At 70.1% G+C, this 22,866-nt stretch carries 21 protein-coding genes, 1 tRNA gene and 1 other RNA gene; 13 read left to right on the top strand and 10 right to left on the bottom strand.

All coding sequences use genetic code 11. The features are described 5' to 3' along the window. Nucleotides 1-4: 4 nt before the first annotated feature. The 3 genes from ACT3S3_RS01350 to ACT3S3_RS01340 are packed head-to-tail and all read right to left on the bottom strand — an operon-like array spanning nucleotide 5 to nucleotide 3,272. Complete coding sequence (locus ACT3S3_RS01350) at nucleotides 5-1,696, bottom strand: ABC1 kinase family protein (protein WP_301441755.1); 1,692 nt, start codon at nucleotides 1,694-1,696, stop codon at nucleotides 5-7. Further along, nucleotides 1,680-2,309, bottom strand: a complete 630-nt coding sequence (locus ACT3S3_RS01345) for a PadR family transcriptional regulator (RefSeq protein ID WP_301441756.1) — start codon at nucleotides 2,307-2,309, stop codon at nucleotides 1,680-1,682. The genes ACT3S3_RS01350 and ACT3S3_RS01345 overlap by 17 nt, the downstream gene beginning before the upstream one ends. A gap of 48 nt (nucleotides 2,310-2,357) precedes the next feature. Beyond that, a complete protein-coding gene (locus ACT3S3_RS01340) occupies nucleotides 2,358-3,272 on the bottom strand; it encodes a hypothetical protein (RefSeq protein ID WP_301441757.1) in 915 nt (304 codons plus the stop codon). Nucleotides 3,273-3,362: 90 nt separating this feature from the next. On the opposite strand from ACT3S3_RS01340, the gene gluQRS reads away from it, so the two are divergent. Both gluQRS and ACT3S3_RS01330 read left to right on the top strand, forming a co-directional pair. Continuing rightward, the gene (gluQRS, locus tag ACT3S3_RS01335) at nucleotides 3,363-4,274 is read left to right on the top strand and encodes a tRNA glutamyl-Q(34) synthetase GluQRS (protein WP_301441758.1); all 912 of its coding nucleotides are present in this window, start codon (nucleotides 3,363-3,365) and stop codon (nucleotides 4,272-4,274) included. A gap of 81 nt (nucleotides 4,275-4,355) precedes the next feature. Beyond that, entirely contained in the window at nucleotides 4,356-5,003 is a 648-nt protein-coding gene (locus ACT3S3_RS01330; RefSeq protein ID WP_301441759.1) for a hypothetical protein, read from the top strand. Nucleotides 5,004-5,021: 18 nt separating this feature from the next. Here ACT3S3_RS01330 and ACT3S3_RS01325 read toward each other — a convergent pair whose 3' ends face one another. Together ACT3S3_RS01325 and ACT3S3_RS01320 are read right to left on the bottom strand one after the other, a co-directional pair. Further along, on the bottom strand, nucleotides 5,022-5,831 hold the full coding sequence (locus tag ACT3S3_RS01325; protein ID WP_301441760.1) for a crotonase/enoyl-CoA hydratase family protein: 810 nt from the start codon (nucleotides 5,829-5,831) through the stop codon (nucleotides 5,022-5,024). A 50-nt stretch (nucleotides 5,832-5,881) separates the two neighbouring features. After that, nucleotides 5,882-6,859 carry an ABC transporter substrate-binding protein gene (locus ACT3S3_RS01320; RefSeq protein WP_301441761.1) on the bottom strand — a complete coding sequence of 326 codons (978 nt, stop codon included), beginning with the start codon at nucleotides 6,857-6,859 and terminating at the stop codon, nucleotides 5,882-5,884. A gap of 337 nt (nucleotides 6,860-7,196) precedes the next feature. Here ACT3S3_RS01320 and ACT3S3_RS01315 point away from each other — a divergent pair, with 337 nt between their 5' ends. The 5 genes from ACT3S3_RS01315 (at nucleotide 7,197) to ACT3S3_RS01295 (ending at nucleotide 11,799) form a co-directional block, all read left to right on the top strand. Next, complete coding sequence (locus tag ACT3S3_RS01315) at nucleotides 7,197-7,730, top strand: helix-turn-helix transcriptional regulator (protein ID WP_301441762.1); 534 nt, start codon at nucleotides 7,197-7,199, stop codon at nucleotides 7,728-7,730. A gap of 100 nt (nucleotides 7,731-7,830) precedes the next feature. Next, entirely contained in the window at nucleotides 7,831-8,895 is a 1,065-nt protein-coding gene (locus tag ACT3S3_RS01310) for an iron-siderophore ABC transporter substrate-binding protein (protein WP_301441763.1), read from the top strand. A gap of 14 nt (nucleotides 8,896-8,909) precedes the next feature. Beyond that, nucleotides 8,910-9,959, top strand: a complete 1,050-nt coding sequence (locus tag ACT3S3_RS01305; protein WP_441579805.1) for a FecCD family ABC transporter permease — start codon at nucleotides 8,910-8,912, stop codon at nucleotides 9,957-9,959. Then, complete coding sequence (locus tag ACT3S3_RS01300) at nucleotides 9,956-11,002, top strand: FecCD family ABC transporter permease (RefSeq protein ID WP_301441765.1); 1,047 nt, start codon at nucleotides 9,956-9,958, stop codon at nucleotides 11,000-11,002. The genes ACT3S3_RS01305 and ACT3S3_RS01300 overlap by 4 nt, the downstream gene beginning before the upstream one ends. After that, complete coding sequence (locus ACT3S3_RS01295) at nucleotides 10,999-11,799, top strand: ABC transporter ATP-binding protein (protein WP_301441766.1); 801 nt, start codon at nucleotides 10,999-11,001, stop codon at nucleotides 11,797-11,799. The genes ACT3S3_RS01300 and ACT3S3_RS01295 overlap by 4 nt, the downstream gene beginning before the upstream one ends. A gap of 1 nt (nucleotide 11,800) precedes the next feature. Here ACT3S3_RS01295 and ACT3S3_RS01290 read toward each other — a convergent pair whose 3' ends face one another. Further along, on the bottom strand, nucleotides 11,801-12,946 hold the full coding sequence (locus ACT3S3_RS01290) for an LLM class flavin-dependent oxidoreductase (RefSeq protein ID WP_441579804.1): 1,146 nt from the start codon (nucleotides 12,944-12,946) through the stop codon (nucleotides 11,801-11,803). A gap of 134 nt (nucleotides 12,947-13,080) precedes the next feature. Here ACT3S3_RS01290 and ACT3S3_RS01285 point away from each other — a divergent pair, with 134 nt between their 5' ends. Both ACT3S3_RS01285 and ACT3S3_RS01280 read left to right on the top strand, forming a co-directional pair. Continuing rightward, nucleotides 13,081-13,521, top strand: a complete 441-nt coding sequence (locus ACT3S3_RS01285; protein ID WP_441579803.1) for a universal stress protein — start codon at nucleotides 13,081-13,083, stop codon at nucleotides 13,519-13,521. A gap of 32 nt (nucleotides 13,522-13,553) precedes the next feature. Continuing rightward, complete coding sequence (locus tag ACT3S3_RS01280; protein WP_444626025.1) at nucleotides 13,554-15,623, top strand: NAD(+) synthase; 2,070 nt, start codon at nucleotides 13,554-13,556, stop codon at nucleotides 15,621-15,623. Nucleotides 15,624-15,655: 32 nt separating this feature from the next. Here the strand turns inward: ACT3S3_RS01280 and ACT3S3_RS01275 are convergent, their stop codons facing one another. Then, entirely contained in the window at nucleotides 15,656-16,951 is a 1,296-nt protein-coding gene (locus tag ACT3S3_RS01275; protein WP_441579802.1) for a D-serine ammonia-lyase, read from the bottom strand. A 39-nt stretch (nucleotides 16,952-16,990) separates the two neighbouring features. After that, nucleotides 16,991-17,905, bottom strand: a complete 915-nt coding sequence (locus ACT3S3_RS01270) for a carbohydrate kinase family protein (protein WP_444626024.1) — start codon at nucleotides 17,903-17,905, stop codon at nucleotides 16,991-16,993. Between the two features lie 121 nt (nucleotides 17,906-18,026). Here ACT3S3_RS01270 and ACT3S3_RS01265 point away from each other — a divergent pair, with 121 nt between their 5' ends. After that, complete coding sequence (locus ACT3S3_RS01265; RefSeq protein ID WP_301441771.1) at nucleotides 18,027-18,806, top strand: TSUP family transporter; 780 nt, start codon at nucleotides 18,027-18,029, stop codon at nucleotides 18,804-18,806. 63 nt (nucleotides 18,807-18,869) lie between these two features. Here ACT3S3_RS01265 and ACT3S3_RS01260 read toward each other — a convergent pair. Continuing rightward, nucleotides 18,870-18,958: transfer RNA gene (locus ACT3S3_RS01260), tRNA-Ser, on the bottom strand. A 147-nt stretch (nucleotides 18,959-19,105) separates the two neighbouring features. Here ACT3S3_RS01260 and ffs point away from each other — a divergent pair. The 3 genes from ffs (at nucleotide 19,106) to ACT3S3_RS01245 (ending at nucleotide 21,326) form a co-directional block, all read left to right on the top strand. Next, an RNA gene (ffs, locus tag ACT3S3_RS01255) (signal recognition particle sRNA small type) lies at nucleotides 19,106-19,202 on the top strand. Nucleotides 19,203-19,385: 183 nt separating this feature from the next. Further along, a complete protein-coding gene (locus ACT3S3_RS01250) occupies nucleotides 19,386-20,696 on the top strand; it encodes an aminotransferase class I/II-fold pyridoxal phosphate-dependent enzyme (protein ID WP_301441772.1) in 1,311 nt (436 codons plus the stop codon). A gap of 3 nt (nucleotides 20,697-20,699) precedes the next feature. Next, nucleotides 20,700-21,326: a hypothetical protein gene (locus tag ACT3S3_RS01245; RefSeq protein ID WP_301441773.1), complete on the top strand. Its 627-nt coding sequence runs from the start codon at nucleotides 20,700-20,702 to the stop codon at nucleotides 21,324-21,326. Between the two features lie 88 nt (nucleotides 21,327-21,414). Here ACT3S3_RS01245 and ACT3S3_RS01240 read toward each other — a convergent pair whose 3' ends face one another. Beyond that, nucleotides 21,415-22,704 (bottom strand): HNH endonuclease signature motif containing protein, encoded by a 1,290-nt coding sequence (locus ACT3S3_RS01240; RefSeq protein ID WP_301441774.1) that lies wholly within the window; start codon nucleotides 22,702-22,704, stop codon nucleotides 21,415-21,417. Nucleotides 22,705-22,866: the final 162 nt, after the last annotated feature.

Below are 22,866 nucleotides of genomic sequence, written 5' to 3'. Positions count from 1 at the left end.
TGTGTCAGCCGCCGCGGCCCCCGAACACCGCGTAGAGCAACGGGACCGCGGAGACCAGCATCATCGTGGTGCCGACGACCCCCGCCGCGCCGTCGGCCCCGCGCAGTACCGCGCCGCCGACGACCAGACCCACGAAGACGATCGCGGCGACGACCCGCACCGCGGCGCGTTCCAGGCGCTTGAGCTGGCGTTCCACCTGCGGTGTGTTCACCGACAGGTTGCCGCTCTCGATCATGGTGATCGCGTCGTCGAGCCGTCGGGGCAGGCGCCCCAGCACCCGGGCGGTGGCCAGCCCCGTCGTCATCGCACGACGCGCCACGTCCTTCGCCGAGGCGCCGGCACGCTCGCGCACCAGGCGGGCGGCGAAGGGCTCCACCGACTCCCAGATGTTGAACTTCGGGTCCAGGGTGGAGCACAGCCCGGACAGCATCGACACCGCCCGCATGATCAGCAGGAAGTTCTCCGGCAGCTGGAAGGGCAGCGAGCGGATCACGTCGCGGAAGCGCTTGGCGAAGTCCTCGAACTCGCGCGGGTCCACGTACTGCAGGTCCATCACACCCATCCCGCCGAAGCGGGCGAAGAGTTCGGTGACGGCGACCTCGAGTTCGTCGGTGTCGGCGGTGGGCAGCAGGACGCCGAGACGTTTCATCGCCGCGACCATGCCGGCCCCGTCCTGCAGGCCGACGGCGACGACGAGGTCCTGCAGGCGGGTCTTCAGGTCCTCGTCGACGGTGCCGGTCATGCCGAAGTCGATGAAGGTCAGGCTGAAATCCCCGCCCCCGCGCGGCGTGACGAAGATGTTCCCCGGGTGCGGGTCGGCGTGGAAGTGGCCGGTGTCGAAGAGCTGGGTGAACATCGACTCGGCCAACCGGTCGGCCACCTCGGAGGGGTCGACGCCGGCGGCGCGCAGCGCACGCACGTCGCTGATCTTGACCGCCGAGACGTCCTGCAACGTCAGGACGCGGCGGGCGGTGCGTTCCCAGACGACCGTCGGTGCGTCCTGCGCCGGGTGCGCGAGGTTGCGGAACTCCGCGCCGAAGGACTCGGCCTCGGCGCCCTCGTGCAGGTAGTCGATCTCCTCGGCGCTGGTGTGTGCGAACTCCTCGACCAGGGCCGGGACGTCCGCGCGCGCGGCGATGAAGCGGATGCGCGACAACCACCCGGCGATGCGCCGCAACGCGGCGAGGTCGACGTCCACGATCTCGCCGATGCCCGGGCGCTGCACCTTCACGACCACGTCGGTGAAGCCCACGTCCGTGGCGTCCTGCGGGGTCAGTTGCGCCTTATACGCCTGACCCAGGGAGGCCGCGGCCAACGGGACGGAGTCGAACGCGGCGAAGGCGCGGGACAACGGCATGCCGAGCTCGGACTCCGCCAGGGCGCGGATCTGCGCGAAGTCCTCGGCCGGCACCTTGTCCTGCAGGCCGGCGAGCTCGTCGGTGACCGCGGTGGGCAGCACGTCGATGCGGGTCGACATGAACTGGCCGACCTTGATCATCAGCCCGCCGAGGTCGGTGGCCAGCGCGCTGAACCGGGCGGCGGCGCGGACGATGCGTTGCTCCTGGTTGCGCTGGCTGAACCTGCGCAGCCCCAGACGCGGCAGCACCAGCTCGAACCACCACATCACCACCATCAGCCGCAGGCCGAAGGTGGTGATGCGCCGGTAACGGCGGCGCAGGTCAGGCGTCTGCGGCACCGTCGGCTTCTTCGGTTTCTTCGGCGAGGATGCCGTAGATCCGGCGGCGCGCCTCGTCCAGCAACGCCGTCGCCCGACGCCGCTGGTCCTCGCTCCCGCCGATACCGACCTGGTGGACCGCCTGGCCCAACTTCACGCCGGCCTTCGGCAGCTCACCCCGGCCCTCGAACAGGCGGGACAGCCCGTCCCACGGGGCGACGGCATCCGCGTCGGTATCGCCGGCGGCCGCGGCCTCGTCGCGTCCTTCCTGGGTCAGGGTGAACGTGCGGCGCCCGTCGGTCTCCGCCACGGTCGCCAGCCCGTCGTCGACGAGCAACTGCAGCTCCGGGTAGATCTCGGCGGCACCGGGGGCCTCGGACGAGTCGTCCTGCGCGGCGATCTCGCGGACGATCTGCCCGCCGTGACGCGGGCCGTCGGCGAGCACGCCCAGCACCAGGGCGTGGACGCTGACCCGCGGCCGCTCCGAACGGGAGGGGCCAGTGGGCCGCGACTGTCGTGATTCGCGGGGGTCCTGCAGCGGGAACGGGAGGTACCCGCGCATGGTGTCGAGCATGGTCCACAGCGCGTCCGGGTCCGGTGCGCCGTCGAATCGGTTGTGGTGGGTGTATCCCATGTCAGCGCCTCCAAGCGCCTGGTGACGAATAGGTGGACCCCACCAACGCTACCCGCGGTTGGCGCGCAGCACCTCGACCGCGCGCACCGTCGCATGACCACGCCACTCCAGGGCGGCGGCCGGGGAATAGCTGGCGAAGTCCACCGGCCACCCGCCGTCGGCGCACTGCGCGCCGGCCAGGCGTTCCAGGTCGGCCTCGACGGCCGCGGCGTCCAGCAGCCTACGCACCGGGCGTCCCGGGAACGGGGCGAAGTCCAGTAGATTCAGCGATTCGTCGCTGGCACCCTCCGCAACAACCGGAACTTTCCCGTCGGCGGGCACGAACCGGGACAACCGGTCGAGCAGGGCGGGGGAGTCCGGGTACTCGGCCACGTCGAGAGCGTCGAGCAACTGCAGGGAGAAGGAGAGGACGTAGGCGAACGGGGGGTCCTGCATGTCGGCGAGGGCGTCGATCGCCTCGAGGCAGTACCGCGTCGCCGTGCGCAGCCACGGGTGGCCGCTCACCCTCGCGTCCGTGCGGGCGAGCAGGTGCGCCTGCGCAGCCACCGCCGCGGTGATCTGCACCGACGACTCCTGCGGGTCCGCCTGCGCCCAGAACGGCGCGCAACCGGTCGGGTCGGCGACGGGTAGAGCGAACGGCAGACCACCGTCGGCCAGGGTGACCGACGCCAGCCAGTCCAGCAGTGCCTCCAGGTGCGGGGAGCGCGCCGGGGCGCAGCTGACCAGCGCCTCCAGTGCGTGCAGGGCCCCGACGGGCTGGCTTTCCGGGGCGCGCAGGTCCGGTTCCAGGCCCCAGCCGTAGCCGCCGTCGTCGTTGCGGTAGGCCTCCAGCGCGCCGAGCACGGCCGTGTGGCCGGTGCCGGTGGTCAGCACCTCGAAGCGTCGGCGGTCGAGGGCGCGGGCATGGGCGGCCATGAAGGTGGTGGCTGCAGTGGCGGCTGAGGCAGAAGCGTCGGGGCTCATGCCGCCCCAGCATGGCACAGCGCGTGGCAACCCCACCGGCTGGTCGCACCGACCAGTGGGGTTGCGACTGCCCGCGATATCCTGGGCGTCATGAACGTCCCCGCCACCAACGGCCGCTACGCCCCCAGCCCCAGCGGCGACCTGCACCTCGGCAACCTGCGCACCGCGGTGCTCGCAGAAGCGTGGGCGCGCTCCACCGGCCGCGGCTTCGTCCTGCGCATCGACGACATCGACGCCGCACGTTCCTCGGAGATCTCCGCCGACCGGCAGCTCGAGGACCTCGAGGCCGTGGGCGTGACCTTGGACGGGGCGGTGGCGCGCCAGTCGGAGTCGGTGGACCGCTACGACGTCGCCCTGGAACGCCTGCAGGATGACGGCCTGGTCTACGAGTGCTACTGCTCGCGCAAGGACATCCGCGAGGCCGCCCGCGCCCCGCACGCTGTCCCCGGCCACTACCCGGGAACCTGCCGTGACCTGCAGGACGACGAGCGGGCAGGACGCCGCGACGCCCTCGCCGCCGAAGGTCGGGTGCCTTCCTTGCGGCTGCGCGCGCAGGTCGGGCAGTGGACGGTGCGCGAGGCCTTCGCCGTCGACGGCGGCACCTACACCGGCGACGTCGACGACATGGTGCTGCGCCGTGGCGGGGTCGGGCAGGACGCCGGCTTCGCCTACAACCTCGCCGTCGTCGTGGACGACACCCTCGCCGGGGTGGACCAGGTGGTGCGCGGCGACGACCTGCTCAGTTCCGCGCCACGCCAGGGGTACCTGGCGCATCTGCTGGAACTTCCCGAGGTGGAGTACGTGCACGTGCCGCTGGTGCTGGGGCCTTCGGGTGAACGGCTGGCCAAGCGCGACGGTGCGGTCACGCTGCGCGAGATGCCGGGCGACACGCTGGAAGAGAAAGGCCGGGCGGCCCGGGAGTGGATCGAGACGTCGATCGGGGCGGCGGCGCTGGACGATCCGCGGTTGCTGTCACATGAGGCGGTGGTGTGGGTCAACTGACAGGGGCGGTGACATTAGGTAACCCTTTACGCCGTGCATACACAGGGATAGTGTGAGGACATGCGCTCATACACTCCACGTGTGGACAAGGATGAGTCGTTGGTGGCGGCTTTCAGTGATGAGAGGCACTCAGCAAGACTCCGGGTGTTCAGCCCCGCCGAGATCGCCGACGATAGGTTTGTCTCCTGGGGAGAGCTGGCGGGTAGAGCAGGATATGTCCTGCATCCCGGCTCCACATGGCGGGAGATGTCGGACCGAATCGGGCCAGGAGAGTCCTCGAAATACCACCCGGCCAGTGGTGGCTGTGACGAAATCAGCCTGGAAACTCTCCTGCATATACTGACCGGGGCGCTGCCGGATTTGCGTGCGTCCACGGAGGTCACCTTCGCCATGTGGCCGGGTTATGCGGGGGAGGTAGAGAATGTCGAGTCGGTCCGGGTTTTCGACTTCACGGCACCGCTGCCCTTTGGCCGTTTCGGGGGATTGGCAGTTGTACAGGCTCCGCTGGATTGGCTGCTCACCTTCGGCTCCGATCGGCCTGGACGGCCCCACATGCCGATCTACGTGTGGCCGCAGGACGGGACCTTCCTGATCAGTTGTCCCATCTACTCCAACTCCCTGTTCATCAGCGCAGATGAGGAACTTGCCTGGAAACTCGAGGAATCCGCTCTGGACGTGGTCCGGCTGGACAGCCACAGTCCGCTGAATTGTCACGACGACCTGGACTGACCCCGACGGCGCGGAGTCTCAGCGCACCGATCGTCCCCGGAACACCGGGGCAGCCTTCTTCGCCGCCGCCTTCTGCGCGACCTGGGTATTCTTTGCCACGAGTAGGCGGAACTGCCGGGCACGCTCCAGCCAGAAGGTGGCGCGCGGGCCGCGGGTCCAGGTCTCGTCGACGAGTTTCTTGGCGTAGGCCACGGAGTCCGGTGAGCGCGTGGCGACGAGTTCGGCCAGCGTCTCAGCGTCGGCGACGGGATCCTCGGAGATCTCGCTGGCCAGCCCGTGGTCGACGGCGGCGGCGCCGTCGAAAACCTCGCCGGTCATGGTGAGGCGCTTGAGCAGGTCCGCCGGAAGCTGCTGCTTGAGGGTCTGCATGCCGGACATGTCCGGGATCAGCCCCCACTTGGCCTCGAGGATGCTCCACTGCGCATCGGCGGTGGTGATGCGCCAGTCGGCGGCCATCGCGAGCTGCAGTCCGCCGCCGAAGCAGTGGCCGTGCACGGCGGCGATGACCGGCACAGGCAGACGCCGGAATCCCCAGCACGCCTCCTGGAACTGGTTGGTGCCGCGCCACGGCCGGGGCAGGAAGGACGCGACGAGCGCCGGCGGTTTCGCCATCGCCGAGGCGAAGTCGAGGCCGGCGCTGAAGGCGCGTCCCTCCCCGGAGATCACCACGGCGCGGATCGTACGGTCGGCGCGGATGCGCCGGGTGATGGCCACCAGTTCGTCGAGGACGCCCAGGGTCAGCGAGTTCAGCTTGTCCGGACGGTTCAGGCGGACGTGGGCGATCCGGGCAGGTCCGTCGGTCACGGTGAGGGTGGGGAGGTCGGTCATGGTGCCAACGCTAGAGGACGCGCCGGGCCGGTGTGAGTGGTTCAGCCGGTTCAGCTCCGGACCTGGTCCACCGCGGCGAAGGTGTCGTCCAGTTCGTCGAGGGACCAGGGCACCGACGCCACCGTCGGCTGGCTCAGCGCCATCGCCGAGGTGGCGTCCGGCAGGTAGGCGGACCCGTTCTCGACGGCGGTGAGCTGGTCCCACCCCTCGAGGTCGGAGGGATCGATCCCGATCGCCCACATCGCCAGGAAGTCCGTGTTCAGCAGGCTGATGTTCTCTTCGGCGATGAAGGCGCGTGCACCGTCGTTGCTGGCGGCCAGGATGTCCTCGGGCAGGCTCATACCCAGGTCGGTGAGGAAGCCGTTGGCGGGGTCCTTGTCGTCGGTGACCACGGCGAGGCCCTGCTCACTGATCTGTCCGAAGGCGGCGGAGGCGCCGTCGAGTCCGGGGTGGGCGTCCTTCGTCTCGTCGAATCGAGCGTCGACCTCCTCGACCAGCCCCGCGGCCTCGTCGGACTTGTCGAGGATCTCCCCGGCCAGCTCGGTGACGGTGCGCCAGTCGTCGGACTGGGTGTTGTCGCCGACCACGGCGACGGTGGGGGCGATGGCGTTGAGCTTGTCGTAGGTCGCCTGGTCGGGGACGTAGCTGACGAAGATCACGTCCGGTTCCACCGCGGCGATCTCCTCGCTCTGGTCGGCGGTGCCCTCCGCGCTCGCGGTGTAGGTCTTGACCGTGCCGGAGTCGCCAGTTGCCCAGGGCCTGTCGTCGTAGCCGTCCATGCGGTACTCCACGTCGACGGGGTCCCCGAGGGCGCTGAAGGCGTCCGTCCAGGCAGGGGAGAAGCTCACCACCGTCTCCGGGGTGGTGGGGACGTCGGTGGTGCCCATGGAGTGGGTGACGGACACGGTGTCCGGGGCGTCGTCGGATCCGGAGGAGTCGTCCCCGTCTGAACAGGAGGTCAGGGCGGCGGCGAGGAAGAGGACGGCGGTGGCGGCGCAGCGGCGTCGAACAACGGGGGAGGCGTTCATGAGAGCGAAGCCTATACTAACTTTCGTCCACGGGGAATGTTTCCGGGGGAACCCGTGGCGGCCCCCACGTGTCATGGTGTTGTGGCCCTGTTCAGTATTCACTAAGTTAATGGCACTATGGGAACGTTGGAGGAGAACCGGAGCCTCCCGGTGTACCGGGCGGGGGAGTTGAGTTTCGGCGTTCGCGCGTTCGGGCGCGACGAGGTCCTCGACCGCGACACCACCTGGGGTGAGCACGCCCACCCCACCCACGAGCTGCTGTGGCACGACTCCGGGTCCGGTGTGGTGCGGGTGGGCGACCGTCTGTGGACGGTCGCCGGGGCCGTGGCAGCGTACCGTGCACTTCACCGTGGACACCCCGTCGCTGGGCTCGGGTCCGGTGGCGGTGGAGCTCACGCCGCTGCTGGGCCTGCTGATCGACCGCCTCGGTACCGGCGGGATCGGTGAGGAGTCCCGTGAGCTGACCGAGCGGATGATCCTGGACGTCCTGCGTCCGTCGGTGCACGAACTCGTCCTCGCCGTCCCGCGGGCGGGGTTGATCAGCCCCATCGTGGAGACGGTGCGCGACGACCCCGCCGACCAGACCACGTTGACCGCGTGGGCGTCGCGGATCGGGGTGAGCAGCAGGACGGTGACCCGGACCTTCGAGGCGGAGACGGGGCTGGGGTTCAGCCGGTGGGTGGCGATGGCGCGGGTGAAGCACGCCGTGGCGTTGCTCGGTGTCGGCCACGAGGTCTCCGAGGTCGCCGAACGGGTGGGGTACCGCTCGGCGAGTGCCTTCATCACCGCCTTCCGGCGGGCGACGGGCGTCACCCCGGGGCAGTTCCGGGCACCGGCGCTCGTGTCCGATCCGAGCAACCAGCTGTCCTGAATGCGTGGTTGCGGGCAGGTCAGGCTCGGGATATTGTGTACAGGCATGCCTAATTTCCGGCATCCCTGACGTTTCATCCCCCGCGAAAGGCCCGTGACCCATGACCCGCACCCTGCGCGTCCCCCTTTCCCAGCTCAGTTCGCTGCGGACCCTGCTCATCGCCCTCGTGGCGGTCCTCGGCCTGGTGCTGACCGCCTGCTCCTCCGACGGTGGTGACGACAGTGACGGCAACGGCGGTGGCTCCGGTGACACGATCACCGTCGAGCACGCCTTCGGCACGACCGAGATCGACGGCACGCCCGAGCGCGTCGCCACCGTCCAGTTCGAGAACCAGGAGGTTCCCCTGGCCCTCGGCGTGGTGCCGGTCGGCATGGCCAAGGCCAACTTCGGCGGCTCCGACGTGCTGCCCTGGGTGCAGGAGAAGCTCGACGAGCTCGGCGCCACCGGCGACGAGACCCCCGTCCTGTTCGACGAGACCGACGGCATCGACTTCGAGGCCGTCTCCGACACCGCGCCGGACGTGATCCTCGCCGGCTACTCCGGCATCACCGAGGAGGATTACGAGAAGCTCTCCGAGATCGCCCCGACCGTGCCCTTCCCGGCGGACCAGGTCGCCTGGGGTACCACCTGGCGCGAGAACATCGAGATCGAGTCGAAGGCCATCGGCAAGGAGGATGAGGGCCAGGACCTCATCGCCGACCTCGAGGAGCAGATCGCCGCGGCCGCCGACGAGCGCCCGGAGATCAAGGGCAAGAAGACGATGTTCCTCACCCACGTCGATCCGACCGACCTGAGCCAGGTCAGCTTCTACACCACCCACGACGCGCGCCCGAAGTTCTTCGAGGACCTGGGCATGGAGGCCCCGGATTCGATCCGCGAGTTCTCCGAGGACAACCCGGACTTCAGCGGCACGATCAGTGCCGAGCAGGCGGATGTCTTCGACGACGTGGAGATCATCGTCACCTACGGTGACCAGGAGATGCTCGACACGATGAAGGACGACCCGATCCTCGGCCAGATCCCCGCCATCCAGAACGACGCCGTCGTGCTGCTCGGCAACGACGAGCTCGGCACCGCCGCGATGCCCACCCCGCTGGGCGTGCCCTACATCCTCGACGACTACGTCGCCGCCCTGGCCGACGCCGCCGCCAAGGGCGAGGACTAAGGCTCCGCACGGTAATGACGAGCACGACCAGTACGAACACAGCCGAGACCACGGCTGAGCGCCTGCGCCGTTCGACGACGCTGCGCACCCTCTGGCTGGTCGTGGCGGTGGTCGTGCTGCTCGTCGTCATGGCGGTCTCCACCGCCGTGGGCTCGCGCGACGTGGGGCTGGCCGACATCCTCGCCGCCTACGGGGGCTCCGCCGACGGATTCGACCAGGCCTCCGTCGCCAAACGCATCCCCCGCACCGTCCTGGCCGTCGTCGCCGGGGCGGCGCTCGGCGTCACCGGCGCGGTGATGCAGGGCGTCACCCGCAACCCGTTGGCCGACCCCGGCATCCTCGGGGTCAACACCGGTGCGGCGCTGGCCGTCGTCATGGGCATGGCGTTCCTGGGCCTGACCACCACCAACCAGTACATCTGGCTGGCGATGGCGGGTGCGGCGGTGACCGCCGTGGTCGTCTACGTCATCGGCTCACTGGGCCACGGCGGGGCCACCCCGCTGAAACTCGCGCTCGCCGGCTCCGCCACGGCGGCGGCGTTGACGTCCTTCATCAGCGCGATCATGCTCACCCGCGCCGACCTCGTCGACCTCGCCCGCGACTGGCAAGTCGGCGGCGTCGGCGGCGGCACGTGGGACTCCATCCGGCTCGTCGCCCCCTTCCTGGTCGTGGGTTTCCTGGTCTGCCTGCTGTCCGCACGCGGGTTGAACTCCCTCGCCCTCGGCGACGAACTGGCCGCCGGGCTGGGCGAGCGGGTGGCCTTGACCAGGGCGTGCGCCGCCCTGGGGGCGGTGGTGCTGTGCGGTGCGGTGACGGCGGTGACCGGGCCCATCGGGTTCGTCGGCCTCGTCGTCCCGCACGCCTGCCGGCTGCTCGTCGGCGTGGACCACCGGTGGCTGATCCCCTTCGCCGCGGTGTCCGGCGCGGTGCTGCTCGTCGCCGCGGACATCCTGGGACGCATCGTCGCCCGCCCGTCCGAACTGGAGGTCGGCATCCTCACCGCCCTGATCGGTGCGCCCGTGTTCATCGCCATCGTCCGACGTCAGAAGGTGCGTGCGCTATGAGTGTAACCAGCACAATTCAGGCCGTCGCGGCGGAACGACGCGGCCGCCACCGGCGGTGGTGGACGCTCGTGGCCGTGCTCGTGACCCTCGTCGTGGCGTCCTACCTGGCGTCCTTGAGTTACGGGCACACCGTGTACCCGCTCGGCGACGTGTGGCGCGTGGCCACCGGGGAGACCGTGCCCGGGGCGAGTTTCACCGTGGGACGCCTGCGCCTGCCGCGCGCGTCGCTGGCGGTGGTCTGCGGCCTGGCCTTCGGCCTCGGCGGTGTGGTCTTCCAGACGATGCTGCGCAACCCCCTGGCCAGCCCGGACATCATCGGCATCAGTTCGGGAGCATCCGCCGCGGCGGTTTTCGCCATCCTCAGCCTGTCGCTGAGCCGGGCCGGCGTGTCCGCCTTCGCCATCGCCGCCGGGCTCGGTGTAGCGCTGCTCGTCTTCGCCCTGGCGTGGAAGGGCGGGGTGGCCGGCACCCGGCTGATCCTGGTCGGCATCGGGGTCTCGGCGATCCTCACCAGCCTCACCAACTGGCAGCTCTCCGGGGCACAGACGTGGGACACCCAGACGGCGATGCGCTGGCTCACCGGCAGCCTCAACAACGCCGTGTGGAACGACGTCCGTCTCGTCCTGCTCGCCCTGGTCGTGCTGGTGCCGGTGCTGCTGGCGCAGTGGCGCAACCTCTCGGTCACCCAGCTCGGCGACGAGACCGCCGGCGCCCTCGGCGTACGAGTCACCCTGACGCGGCTGGTCCTCGTCGTCGCGGCGGTGGGGCTGATCGCCTTCGCCACCGCCGCGGCCGGGCCGATCGCCTTCGTCGCCTTCCTGTCCGGGCCCATCGCCGCACGGCTCGTGGGGCCGGGCACGAACCTGCTCATCCCCGCCGCCCTCGTCGGCGCGTTGCTGGTGCTCATCGCCGACTTCGCCGGCCAGTGGGCCTTCGACGCCCGCTACCCGGTGGGTGTCGTCACCGGTGTGCTCGGCGCGCCGTACCTGATCTACCTCATCATCCGCACCAACCGGCGCAACGCCACTGGAGGCGCACTGTGACTCGTGAACACTCCCTCGCCGTCGAGGACCTGAACCTGGGCTACGGGGACCGCGCGGTGATCCGCGGCATCGACCTCAGCGTGCTGCCCGGCAGGGTCACCGGCATCATCGGTGCCAACGCGTGCGGCAAGTCCACGCTGCTGAAGTCCATGTCCCGGCTGCTCAAGCCCACGTCGGGCCACGTCCTGCTGGACGGCAGGGACGTGCACTCGCGTCCGGCCAAGGAGCTCGCGCGCACCCTGGGGCTGCTGCCGCAGTCGCCGATCGCCCCGGAGGGCATCACCGTGGCCGACCTGGTGGGACGCGGACGCCACCCGCACCAGGGCATCATGTCGCGCTGGTCGGCCGCCGACGACGAGGCCGTGGCCTTCGCCCTGGACACCACCGGCACCGCCGCGCTGGCCGACCGGGCCGTCGACGAACTCTCCGGCGGGCAGCGCCAACGCGTGTGGATCGCCATGGCGCTCGCACAGCAGACCGACCTGATGCTGCTGGACGAGCCGACGACCTTCCTCGACATGGCCCACCAGGTCGAGGTGCTGGACCTGCTCACCGACCTGAACGAGGCGTCCGGCATCACCATCGTGATGGTGCTGCACGACCTCAACCTCGCCGCCCGTTACTGCGACCAGGTCGTGATGATCGCCGACGGGGGAGTGGAGGCCGTGGGAGCGCCGGCGGAGATCTTCACCGAGGCCCGCGTGGAGAAGGTGTTCGGGCTGCACTCGCGCATCATCGACGACCCGGTGTCCGGCACGCCGCTGGTGCTGCCGATCGGACGGCACCGGGTGCTGTGAGCTAACCGGTCGCACCCGTGTTCATCCCCAGGTTCATCCCCAGGTTCGCCCGCAACGTGGAGTGCGTGGGGAGCCCCGACGGGGACGGTCGGGCGCCGAGGGACACGAGCTCCGGCACGACCTCGTCGCACAGGAACCGGAGGTCCTCGGGGATGAGCCGGGGCATCAGGATGAACCCGTCCAGGCCCGTCTCCTCGACGATGCGCACCAGGTGCCCGGCGACGTCCCGGCCGGACGGCGCACGCCCGCCGGTGGTGGGGGTGTGGAAGTGCAGTCCCGCCGGGCCCGGCTCGCCAGGGGAGCCGAACTCGGGGAACCCGGCGGCGGAGACGAAGTAGCCCGGCATGAGCCGCGGGGCGTCCTGCCCGGTACGTCCCTCCTCCCCGGCGAAGGTGCGCAGGGTTCCGACGGCCCGGCGGGCGTCGTCGGCGTCCCTGAGTGCGGTGAACACCACGTCGGCGTCGCGCGCCGCGGTGCGCAGGAAACCGTCGGACGCCCCGGCCATCACCACCGGCGGGTGGTCCTGCACTGACCGGTGCAGGGTGAGCGGGCCGGCGACGTCGAAGTACTCGCCGTGGTGGTCGACGGGGCGCACCGTACCGGGGCGCGTCCACCGCCGGGCGTCGGCGTCGGCGACCACCGCGTCGGCGTCCCAGGACGTCCACAGCCGTTTCACGAGGGACACCGCCTCGGCGTGGCGGGCCTTCATCCCCTCACGCGTGTCCTCCGGGCGGTGCGCGAAGTTCGGCTGCTCCAGGCCCGGGTGCGAGGACACCGCGTTCCAGCCGGCGCGTCCCCCGGACAGGTGGTCGAGGCTGAGGATCTGGCGGGCCAGCGGGAAGGGCTCGTACCAGGTGGTGGACAGGGTGGGGACCAGGCCGATGCGGGAGGTGACGGCGGCGAGGTAGCTGAGCAGGGTGAGCGGCTCGAACCAGCTGTCCACCATCGACGGGTCGGCACGCCCGGGCGGGGCGGCGTTGGCGACGTGCTTGTCGGGCAGGAAGAGGAAGTCCATGCCGGCAGCCTCGCAGTCACGGGCGAGCCCGGCGTACAGCGTGGGGTCCATGGCGCGGGAGGTGAACTCCGGGGACTCCGGCCAGGCGTTCTGGAGCTGCCACGGGCTTGCGGGGAGGACGCCGAGGTACATGGGGGTGAGCCTAGCATTACCTCATGCCGTTGGGTCGCCCTCCGGCCCGCGCACACACGGCCTATGATGGTTCACGACGCGAAGTACACCGGCAGGAACGGGAGATCAAGATGGTCAAGGTAATGGTCACAGGCGTGGACTCGAGCGAGACGGCGCTGCGGGCCGCACGGAAGGCCGCCGAGCTGGCGGAGGGGTTCGGTGCGGAGCTGCACGTCGTCACCGCCTACGCGGCGAACGACTCCTACAGTATCGAGACCGAGGGCGGCAGCGACGGCAGCAGCCCCGCGGCGTCCTCCACGACCTCGGACGGTCTGGCGACCAACGCCCGCAGCAGCGCGGACGCCGTCGCCGCCGAACTGCGCGCGGCGCACCCGGAACTCACCGTCGTGGCGTCCGCCGGGGTGGGCTCCCCGGCGGAGGTGCTCGTCGGCAAGGCCGAGGCGCTGGACGCCGACCTGATCGTGGTGGGAAACAAGCGCGTCCAGGGGCTCGCGCGGATCCTGGGCAGCGTGGCGCGCAAGGTCACCGCCGAGGCGGGCTGCAACGTCTACATCGTCAACACCGTGCACCGATAGAAGGGCCGGCACCCGCCTGGCACACTGGACGCATGCCTGAACAGCAGCCCACCGCAGGGGCCTACGCGCACGGGTTCGCCCGCGTCGCCGCCGCCACCGTCCCGGTCGCCGTCGCCGACCCTGCCACGAACGCCCGCACCATCCTCGACACCGCCCGTGACCTGCACGGGCGTGATGTCGCCGTCGCCGTGTTCCCCGAGCTCAGCCTCACCGGCTACGCCATCGAGGACCTGGTGATGCAGGACGTCCTCCTCGACGCCGTCACCGACGCGCTCGCCGACATCGTCGCCGCGTCCGCCGACCTCCTCCCCGTGCTGGTCGTCGGCGCGCCGCTGGTGCACGGCAACCGGCTGTACAACTGCGCCGTGGTCGTCCACCGTGGCCGCATCCTCGGTGTGACCCCGAAGTCCTACCTGCCGACGTACCGGGAGTTCTACGAGCGCCGCTGGTACGCGCCGGGCGACGACGTGCGCGCGGCGAGCATCAGCATCGGCGGGCAGGACGTCCCCTTCGGCTCCGACCTGCTCTTCGAGGCGTCCGACGTGCCCGGGCTCACGCTGCACGCGGAGATCTGCGAGGACATGTGGGTGCCGGTGCCGCCGTCGTCGCTGGCGGCGCTGCAGGGGGCGACGGTGCTGCTGAACCTGTCGGGCAGCCCGATCACGGTGCAGCGCGCCGACGACCGTCACCTGCTGGCGAAGTCGGCGTCGGCACGCAACCTGGCGGTGTACGTGTACGCCGCCGCCGGTCAGGGCGAGTCCACCAACGACGTCTCGTGGGACGGTCTGACGATGGTCCACGAGCGCGGCGTGCTGCTCGAGGAGACGGAGCGTTTCCCCGACGGCCCGCGCGTCAGCGTCGCCGACGTGGACGTCGCCGGGCTACGCGCCGCGCGCCTGCGCCAGGGCACCTTCGACGACAACCGCCGGAGCGTGCAGGACGCCGTGGGCACGCGGGACGCGGCGTTCCGCACCGTCTCCTTCACCCTCGGCGCCCCGCGCGGTGACGTGGGACTGTACCGCGACGTGGCGCGCTTCCCGTTCGTGCCCGGCGACCCGGCTCGTCTGGCGCAGGACTGCTACGAGACCTTCAACATCCAGGTGTCCGGCCTGGTCCAGCGGCTGCAGGCCATCGGGAACCCGCGGCCGGTGATCGGGGTGTCCGGCGGGCTGGACTCCACCCACGCGCTGCTGGTCGTGGCCCGGGCGATGGACCGTACCGGGCGTCCGCGCTCCGACATCCTGGCCTACACGATGCCTGGCTTCGCCACGAGCGACCACACGAAGTCGAATGCGGTGAAGCTCGCCGAGGCGATGGGGGCGACGATCGAGACCCTGGACATCCGGCCGGCGGCCACCGAGATGCTGCGGCAGATGGGGCATCCCGCCGGCGACGGCGAGCCGGTGTACGACGTCACCTTCGAGAACGTGCAGGCGGGCCTGCGCACCGACTACCTGTTCCGCCTGGCCAACCACCTCGGCGGGGTGGTGGTGGGCACCGGTGACCTCTCCGAGTTCGCCCTGGGCTGGTGCACCTACGGTGTCGGCGACCAGATGAGCCACTACGCGGTGAACTCCGGTGTGCCGAAGACGCTGATCCAGCACCTGATCCGCTGGGTCATCGCCGACGGGACCGTGGTCGGGGAGGACGCCGCGGTGGTGCTGCGCTCGGTGCTGGACACCGAGATCAGCCCGGAGCTCGTGCCCGCCGGGGCGGACGGGCAGGTGCAGTCGACCGAGGACACGATCGGGCCGTACGCGCTGCACGACTTCACGTTGTGGCACGTGCTGCGCGGGACGCGGCCGTCCACGATCGCCTTCCTGGCGTGGCACGCATGGCGCGACGCCGACGCCGGCGAATGGCCCGCGGGGTTCCCCCCGCAGGACCGCTACACCTACGACCTGGCCACGATCGTGCGGTGGGAGCGCACGTTCCTGCAGCGTTTCTTCGGCTTCGCGCAGTTCAAGCGCACCGCGGTGCCGAACGGGCCGAAGGTGTCGCCGGCGGGTTCGCTGTCGCCGCGGGGCGACTGGCGGGCCCCGTCCGACGGCAACGCCCGCGCCTGGCTGGCGGAACTCGACGCCGCGTACCCGCCGGAGTAGTCGCGTCCCGGAGAATCCCGCCGAACTGTCGACTAGAACGCCGCGGAACTGTCGAGCAGCGCGGCGAACTCCTCGTCGGGCATCAGGGAACCGCCGGTCAGCCACGCGATGTGCGTGCCGCCGTCCCCGTCACCGTTCCCGAGACATCCTGCTGCGCGCAGCCCCGCACAGGCGGACGGCTCAAGCTTCATGCCGGCGACGTCGTGCGCCAGGCGTAGGACGCGCATCAGGTCGTCGTCGGTGACGGTGGCGTACCCGGCGACGAGGTGGCCGACGGTCGCGCCGACGAATCCGGAGGGACGCCCGACCGCCAGGCCGTCGGCGAGTGTCGCCTCGCCGCGTCCGATGTCGGTGACGGCGACGGCGTCGTCGCGCCCGGTGAGCCGGCCCAGCAGGAAGGCGGGCATCGCCACGGGTTCGACGAACACGCAGTGTACGGCGTCACCGAAGGTCTCCCACAGCCCGTAGGTGATGCCGCCGGGTGCCCCGCCGATACCGCACGGCAGGTACACGGTCAGCGGGTGCCCGGCGTCGACGACGACGGAGGACGCCGCGAGCTGGCCGGCGAGGCGGCGTCCTGCGACGGCGTAGCCGGCGAAGAGGCTGCGGGAGTTCTCGTCGTCGATGAAGTGGGCGTGCGGGTCGGCCTCGGCGGCGAGACGTCCGGCGTGCACGGCCTCGGTGAAGTCGGTTTCGTGCTCCACGACCTCGACCCCGGAGGCGCGCAGGCGCTCCTTCTTCCACTGTTTGGCGTCGTGGGACATGTGTACCGTCACGGAGAAGCCGAGCACCGCGCCCATCAGCCCGATGGACATGCCCAGGTTGCCGGTGGAGCCGACGACGATCCGCCGGGTGGCCATGCGTTCCCGGGTGGTCTCGGAGAGGAAGGTCAGTGGCCCGTCGGCAAGGTCGATGCCCAGCTCGTCGGCGGTCTCCACCGCGGTCTGGAGGACCTCGTGGATGCCGCCGCGGGACTTCACCGAGCCACTGACCGCCAGCGAGTCGTCCCGCTTGACCCACAGGTTCGCCGGCACGGGTGCGTCGAACCCGGTGCCCAATGCCTCGCTGAGCGCGGTGACCTTCGTCAGCTCCGACTCGATGATGCCGCCGCGGCCGCGGGTGTCGGGGAAGAGCTCCTCGAAGAGCGGGGCGAACCAGCGGAAGCGGTCCTCCGCGGCGTCGACCAGCGGGGCAAGCGCGCTGAGTGCGCTGTGGTCAGGCGCCGTCCCACCACGGTGGGGACGCCACACGGTGGGGCGTCCGGCGACGAGGTCGTCGAAGACGGCCCGGTCGGCGTCGGTGGTCAGGGCGTCCCGAAGTGAGTGCATGGTGGCCGAGTCTAGAGGTGCACGTCCGGAGGTGGTCGCTCACACCAGTTCATCGCGGTGCGGCGGTTGCGCCCCGGCACGCGACACCGCCACCGCGGCGCTGGCCACCGCGGTGTCCAGTGCGCGGGCCACCCGGTCGGTGCCAAGGGGCTCACCGGCGACGAGCAGCCGGTCGCTGCCGTCGCTGACCAGGGCGAACAGGAGGCCGGACATGAAGGCGTCGCCGGCGCCGATGGTGTCGGCGACCTCCACCTTCCGCCCGGGCACCTCGTGGGTGACGCCGTCGACGACGGCGGTGCAGCCGTCCGCGCCGCGGGTCATCACCGTCACCCGCGTGCCGGACGCCGCGACGTCCGCCAGCACCTCGTCCGCGGTGCGGCCGTCGCCGAGCCAGGCGGCGTCCTCGTCACTGAACTTCACCACGTGGCAGGACGCCGCGAGGTCGCGGATCACGCGGCGCGCGGTGCCCGCGTCGCCCATGATGTCGGAGCGCACGTTGGGGTCGTAGGTGCGCAGGACGCCGGGGCCGGCGGTGGCCACGGCCGTGCGGGCCACCGTCCCGCCCGGCTCGAGGACGGCACCGATCGAGCCGGTGTGCACCACCGTGACCCCGGAGGTGTCCGAGACGTCCGGCACGGGGAGGTCCCAGACGAGGTCGAAGTCGTAGCTCGCGCCACCGTCGTCGGCGAGGGTGACCGTGGCGGTGGACGTCCGGTCGTCGACGAGCGCGCCGTCCGGCACGGCGACGCCCTCGTCCGCCAGTCGTCCGGCGACCATCTCTCCGTAGCCGTCGCGTCCGATGCGGGTATGCAGCGTGGCGGGGAGCCCGAGGCGGGCGAGGCCGACCGCGACGTTGAGCGGCGACCCGCCGACGTAGCCGTGGCGTTCCTGCGTCGGGCCCTCCTGGACGACGTCGACGAGGGACTCGCCGATCACGGCGATGCGGGTGGTCATCGGTGGGGCTCCTGGGATGCTCTCGGGTTCTACGTTTTCCGGGTTCAACGTTTTCCGGGGCCAGTGTAGGCGCGGTGCCGGTACGCTCATACCGGTTGGTAGGAGACGGAGGAGGTGCGCGGTGTCTGTGACGGTGATCGGGGTGCTGCTCGTCGGGTCGTTGGCGGCCGGGTGGGTGGACGCCGTGGTCGGTGGTGGGGGACTGATCCTCATCCCGCTGGTGATGATCCTGAACCCGGGGATGTCCAACGCCCAGGCGTTGGGCGTGAACAAGGTCGCCGCGATCTTCGGGACCGCCAGCTCGGCGGCGGTGCTGGCGCGCAAGGTGCCCTCGGCGCGTAAGGCCCTGCGTTTCGCGCCGGTGGCGTTGCTCGGTTCGGCGGGTGGGGCGATGATCGCCTCCTCGGTGGACAAGCAGGTCATGCGCCCGGTGATCATCGTGCTGCTCGTCGCCGTGGGGGTGTTCATCGCCGTGCGGCCCTCGTTCGGGCAGGGGTCGGGGACCGGCGGGCTCGCCGGGACAGGCCCCGGGGTGCGCACCTGGCTCAGCCTGACCGCCCTGGTCGCCGCGATCAGCGTGTACGACGGCACGTTCGGCCCCGGCACCGGGCTGTTCCTGATCCTGGGCTTCACCTCCCTGTTGGGCGGGGACTTCATCACCAGTGCCGCGTGGGCGAAGGTGATCAACGTGTTCACCAACCTCGGCGCGCTGGTCACCTTCGCGCTGCAGGGCGAGGTGCTGTGGCTGCTGGGCCTGGGGCTGGCGGTGACGAACGTGGTCGGCGCGCAGATCGGTGCCCGGATGGTGCTCGGCAGGGGGACCGGGTTCGTGCGCGTGGTGATCCTGGTGGTTGTCGTCGTGATGTCCGCGAAGCTGGGGTACGACCTGATCGCGGGGTGAGCGGTGGTGAGCGGTGGTGAGCGCACGACGAAACCCCCGGTCCGAGGACCGGGGGTTTCGTGTTGGCGGAGGATAGGGGATTTGAACCCCTGAGGGATGTGACTCCCGCACGCGTTCCAGGCGTGTGACATAGGCCGCTAGTCGAATCCTCCGCCGAGAAATATACACACGACGGTGTCGCAGATGCAAAACGCGGGTGAATTCCCAGGTGGGAGGGCGAAAACGGGGTGACGCCGGCATGTGGCGGCGCTGCCGGGCGACCGGTCTTGGCTCCGCGGGGCCCGGCTTGCTACTATGAGGACCGGACGCCGCGCGGCGTGCATCTTGTGAACTCCCCCAGGGCAGGAATGCAGCAAGGGTCAACGAGCTCTGGCGGGTGCGCGGTGTCCTCTTACTTTTTCGCGGTGGTGACACCGTAGGGCGGTGGGGGCGTCCTGCCCGGGGGCGGACGTCCTGGAGGACGGGTTCAGCGCGGAACCGGTGGTGCTGACGGGTGGGGCGCACCCTGTCGGTTCCCGTCGCCGCCAACTACACTCGGACCGAACCCACCCGTTGAAGTCGAGGAGGTCCTGCGGGACTATGAAGCTCACCCACGCGAACACCGCGAACGCCGAGAACACCGACGTGATCGAGAACCTGAGGTCCCTGAGGGGCGAGGCCGACAAGGCCTACCGCGAGCTCAAGGAGCGCAACCTGACGCTCGACCTCACGCGTGGAAAGCCTTCCGCCGAGCAGCTCGACCTCGGCATGGACCTGCTCAGCCTCCCGGGCGTGAACTACACCTCCGAGGACGGCGTGGACACCCGCAACTACGGTGGCGGCGACGGCCTCAAGGAGATCAGGACGCTGTGGGCCGAGCTCCTCGGCGTGGACCCGTCGCTGCTGATCGCCGGCGACTCGTCCAGCCTGAACATCATGTTCGACCTGGTGTCGTGGTCGCACACCTTCGGCAACAACGACTCGCAGCGCCCCTGGTCGGCCGAGGAGACCGTGAAGTGGATCTGCCCGGTGCCCGGCTACGACCGCCACCACACCATCGCCGAGACCTTCGGCTACGAGATGATCACCGTGCCGATGACCGAGCAGGGCCCGGACCTCGACGCGGTGCGTGAACTGGTCAAGGACCCCGCGGTCAAGGGCATGTGGACGGTGCCGGTGTTCTCCAACCCGACCGGCTGGTCGGTCTCCCGCGAGGTGGCCGAGGGTCTGGCGTCGATGGAGACCGCCGCCCCGGACTTCCGTGTGGTGTGGGACAACGCCTACGCGGTGCACACCCTCACCGAGGAGTTCCCCGAGGTCATCGACATCGTCGCGCTGGCCGCGGAGCAGGGCAACCCGAACCGTTTCTGGGCGATGTCCTCGACCTCGAAGATCACCTTCGCCGGTGCCGGTGTGGCGTTCTTCAACTCCTCGGCGGCGAACCTGGACTGGTACCGCAGCTTCGCCTCGGCGCGTGGCATCGGCCCGAACAAGGTCAACCAGCTGGCCCATGCCCGCTACTTCGGCGACGCGGAGGGCGTGCGCGTGGTGATGCGCAAGCACGCCGGGATCATGGCGCCGAAGTTCACGGCGGTGACCGACATCCTGCAGCGCCGCCTCGGTGACCTGGGGATCGCCGAGTGGACGAACCCGGACGGCGGCTACTTCATCTCCGTCGACGTGGTCGACGGCACCGCTTCGCGCGTCGCCGAGCTTGCGAAGGACGCCGGCATCGCGCTGACGGGTGCGGGTGCGACGTTCCCGTACAAGAAGGACCCGGACAACCGGAATCTGCGGCTCGCCCCGTCGATGCCTCCGCTGGAGGAGGTCGAGGTCGCGATGGACGGCGTGGCGACCTGCATCCTGCTCGCCGCGATCGAGGCCGCGGAAGCCGCGGCCGCCGGAGAGTAGCCTGTGAATCTCGAGGAGACGACGTACTGGGTCGGTGACCTGCTGCCGGGTGAGGTCACGACGTCGCGGCGCCGGGTGAGCCAGAGCTTCCCGGAGTTCACGGTCGCCGAGATCCACCTGGGTGGGGAGGATGAGGCGGCTGACGCGGAGACCGTTGCGGCGACGCTGGACGCTGCGCGCATCGAACCGTTGCTGGTCACGGAGGACGGTTCGGACCTGCGGGTCGAGTTCATCACCGTGACCACGGGTCACGGCCGTGCGGCGGCGGACCTGGTGATGGCCGCGGCGACGATGATCTCCCGTGACCCGATCCAGCTGTCGCCGCAGCCGGGGCTGCTCCTGCCGAAGCTGGGGTGGCACGTGGACGACACGATCACCGCGCAGCACGGTCTGCTCGTCCCGCCGTTCCTGTGGGAGGACGGGGTGCCGAACGTCCACGAGGTGAACTTCGGTGGTCGTCACGGTGGCGGGTCGCAGCACGAGTACACGCATCCGGGACGGATGACGGTGTTCGCTCAGTTGGTGATGCTCACCGAGGACGAGTACCGCGTGGCGGTGGACGGTGGTCCTGGTGCGGTGCAGCAGATGCTGGCGACGTCGCAGGCGAATCTCAACGACGTGTGGCGCTGAGCCTCCGGGGCAATTCTGGTCCTGGCCGCACATCCGGCCCCTGCACCTGTGAAGGTGCGGGGGCTTTCGGCGTAGCTGCGGCCGGCTTCTAGTCCGGCGGATCCTCGGTGGTGGCGGGGCCGTCCGGTTCGGTTGGTTCTGCAGGTTCAAGCGGTTCGTCGGGATAGTCCGGGTAGTCGGCGTACGGGTCGTAGGCCTCGGCCAGGGGGCCGGTGGCGTACGTGGCGTAGCGCCTGCCGTTGGGGCCTTCCCAGTCGATGGTGAACCCGTCGTCTGCGGTGGAGCAGGACCACACCCCCTCGGTCTTCAGCCGGTGGTGCGGTCGGCACAGCTTCTGTCCGTTGCTCGGATGAGTGGCGCCGTCGCTGGTGGGGTCGGTGTGCGGGGAGTTGACGATATGGTCGTTGTCGCACAGCGTGGCAGTCACGTCGCAGTTCGGGAACCTGCAGGTCCCGTCGCGGCCGTCGAGGTAGGCCTTCTGCGCGGTGGTGAACGCGTAGGCGTCCGTCTCCGGATACTTGTCGGGGTCGGTGTGCAGCACCCGTACGTAGGAGGACTCGTGCTCCAGGCGGTCTGCGGTGGCCGGGTTGATCCACCCCACCCCGGTGACGTAGCCGGCACCGGTGCCGTGGATACCGTCGAGGGTGGCGCGGTAGAGGTTCACGCGGATGGTCATGCTCGTAGGGTTGTCGCCGAGCTGTTCGAGCAGTACCTGGGCCTTGAGTTCCGAGCGAGTCGGCAACTCGGTGCGTTCGTCCTCGGGCAGCGCTTCCTGGCGGCGTCGGGCATCGGCGAGCAGGACGAGGGCCTGCTTGTCGAGTTTGTCGTCGATGGCGGCCAGGGTGACGCTGTTGCCGGAGGTGAAGACCATTTTGTTGCCCCGGCGCTTCAGTGTGGCGGTGTCCTCCTGGGCCAGGGCGGTGTCGTTGGCGAGTTCCGGTGCGGCGTCGAGGATCGCCGCGGTGACCCGGTCCTCGATCTCGCGCAAGGTGACCAGGCGGGTGGTTTCGCGGAGCCAAGGGGTGACGTGCGCGTTCACCGCCGCGTCGAGATGCCCGGTGATCTCGTCGTGGTGTGCCTTGGGCACGGTGGAAAGTTGGGCGTGGATCAGTCGGCGGATCAGTGCGAGGTGGTCGGCGGCGAGGATGCCGGTGGTGATCACCGCGCAGAACAGTTCGAGGTTTCGAGCGGCGAGTTCGCCTGCGTGAGCGAAACACATTGCGTCGCCGCGGGAGCGTCCACGAAGTGCCAGTGCGGTGGAGAGGCGCTCGGTGGCGGCGATGTCGCGCAGTTTGGCGATGAGCAGCATCTCACCGTGGTTGAGGTGGCGTTGGATGTCGTCCATGCTCATGACGGGAGTGGTGTTGTCGGTGGTCATGGTGCCCGTGTCCCCCCTGTGGTTGGCCGTCCTTGACGGAAGTGTACTACAGGCCACGGACATGGTCAACAGTATGTTCGAATAATGGCCCTATTCCGTGGTGTGCGCACTCGAGAGGCGGGCTCTTTCCGGGATGTGCCGGACGATGCCTTCCCCCGGTCT

Source organism: Corynebacterium sp. AOP40-4SA-5 (genome assembly GCF_052377355.1).
Lineage (GTDB): Bacteria > Actinomycetota > Actinomycetes > Mycobacteriales > Mycobacteriaceae > Corynebacterium.
The sequence above is the reverse complement of the archived record's forward strand: the minus strand, read 5'-3'. Positions and strand labels throughout refer to the sequence as shown.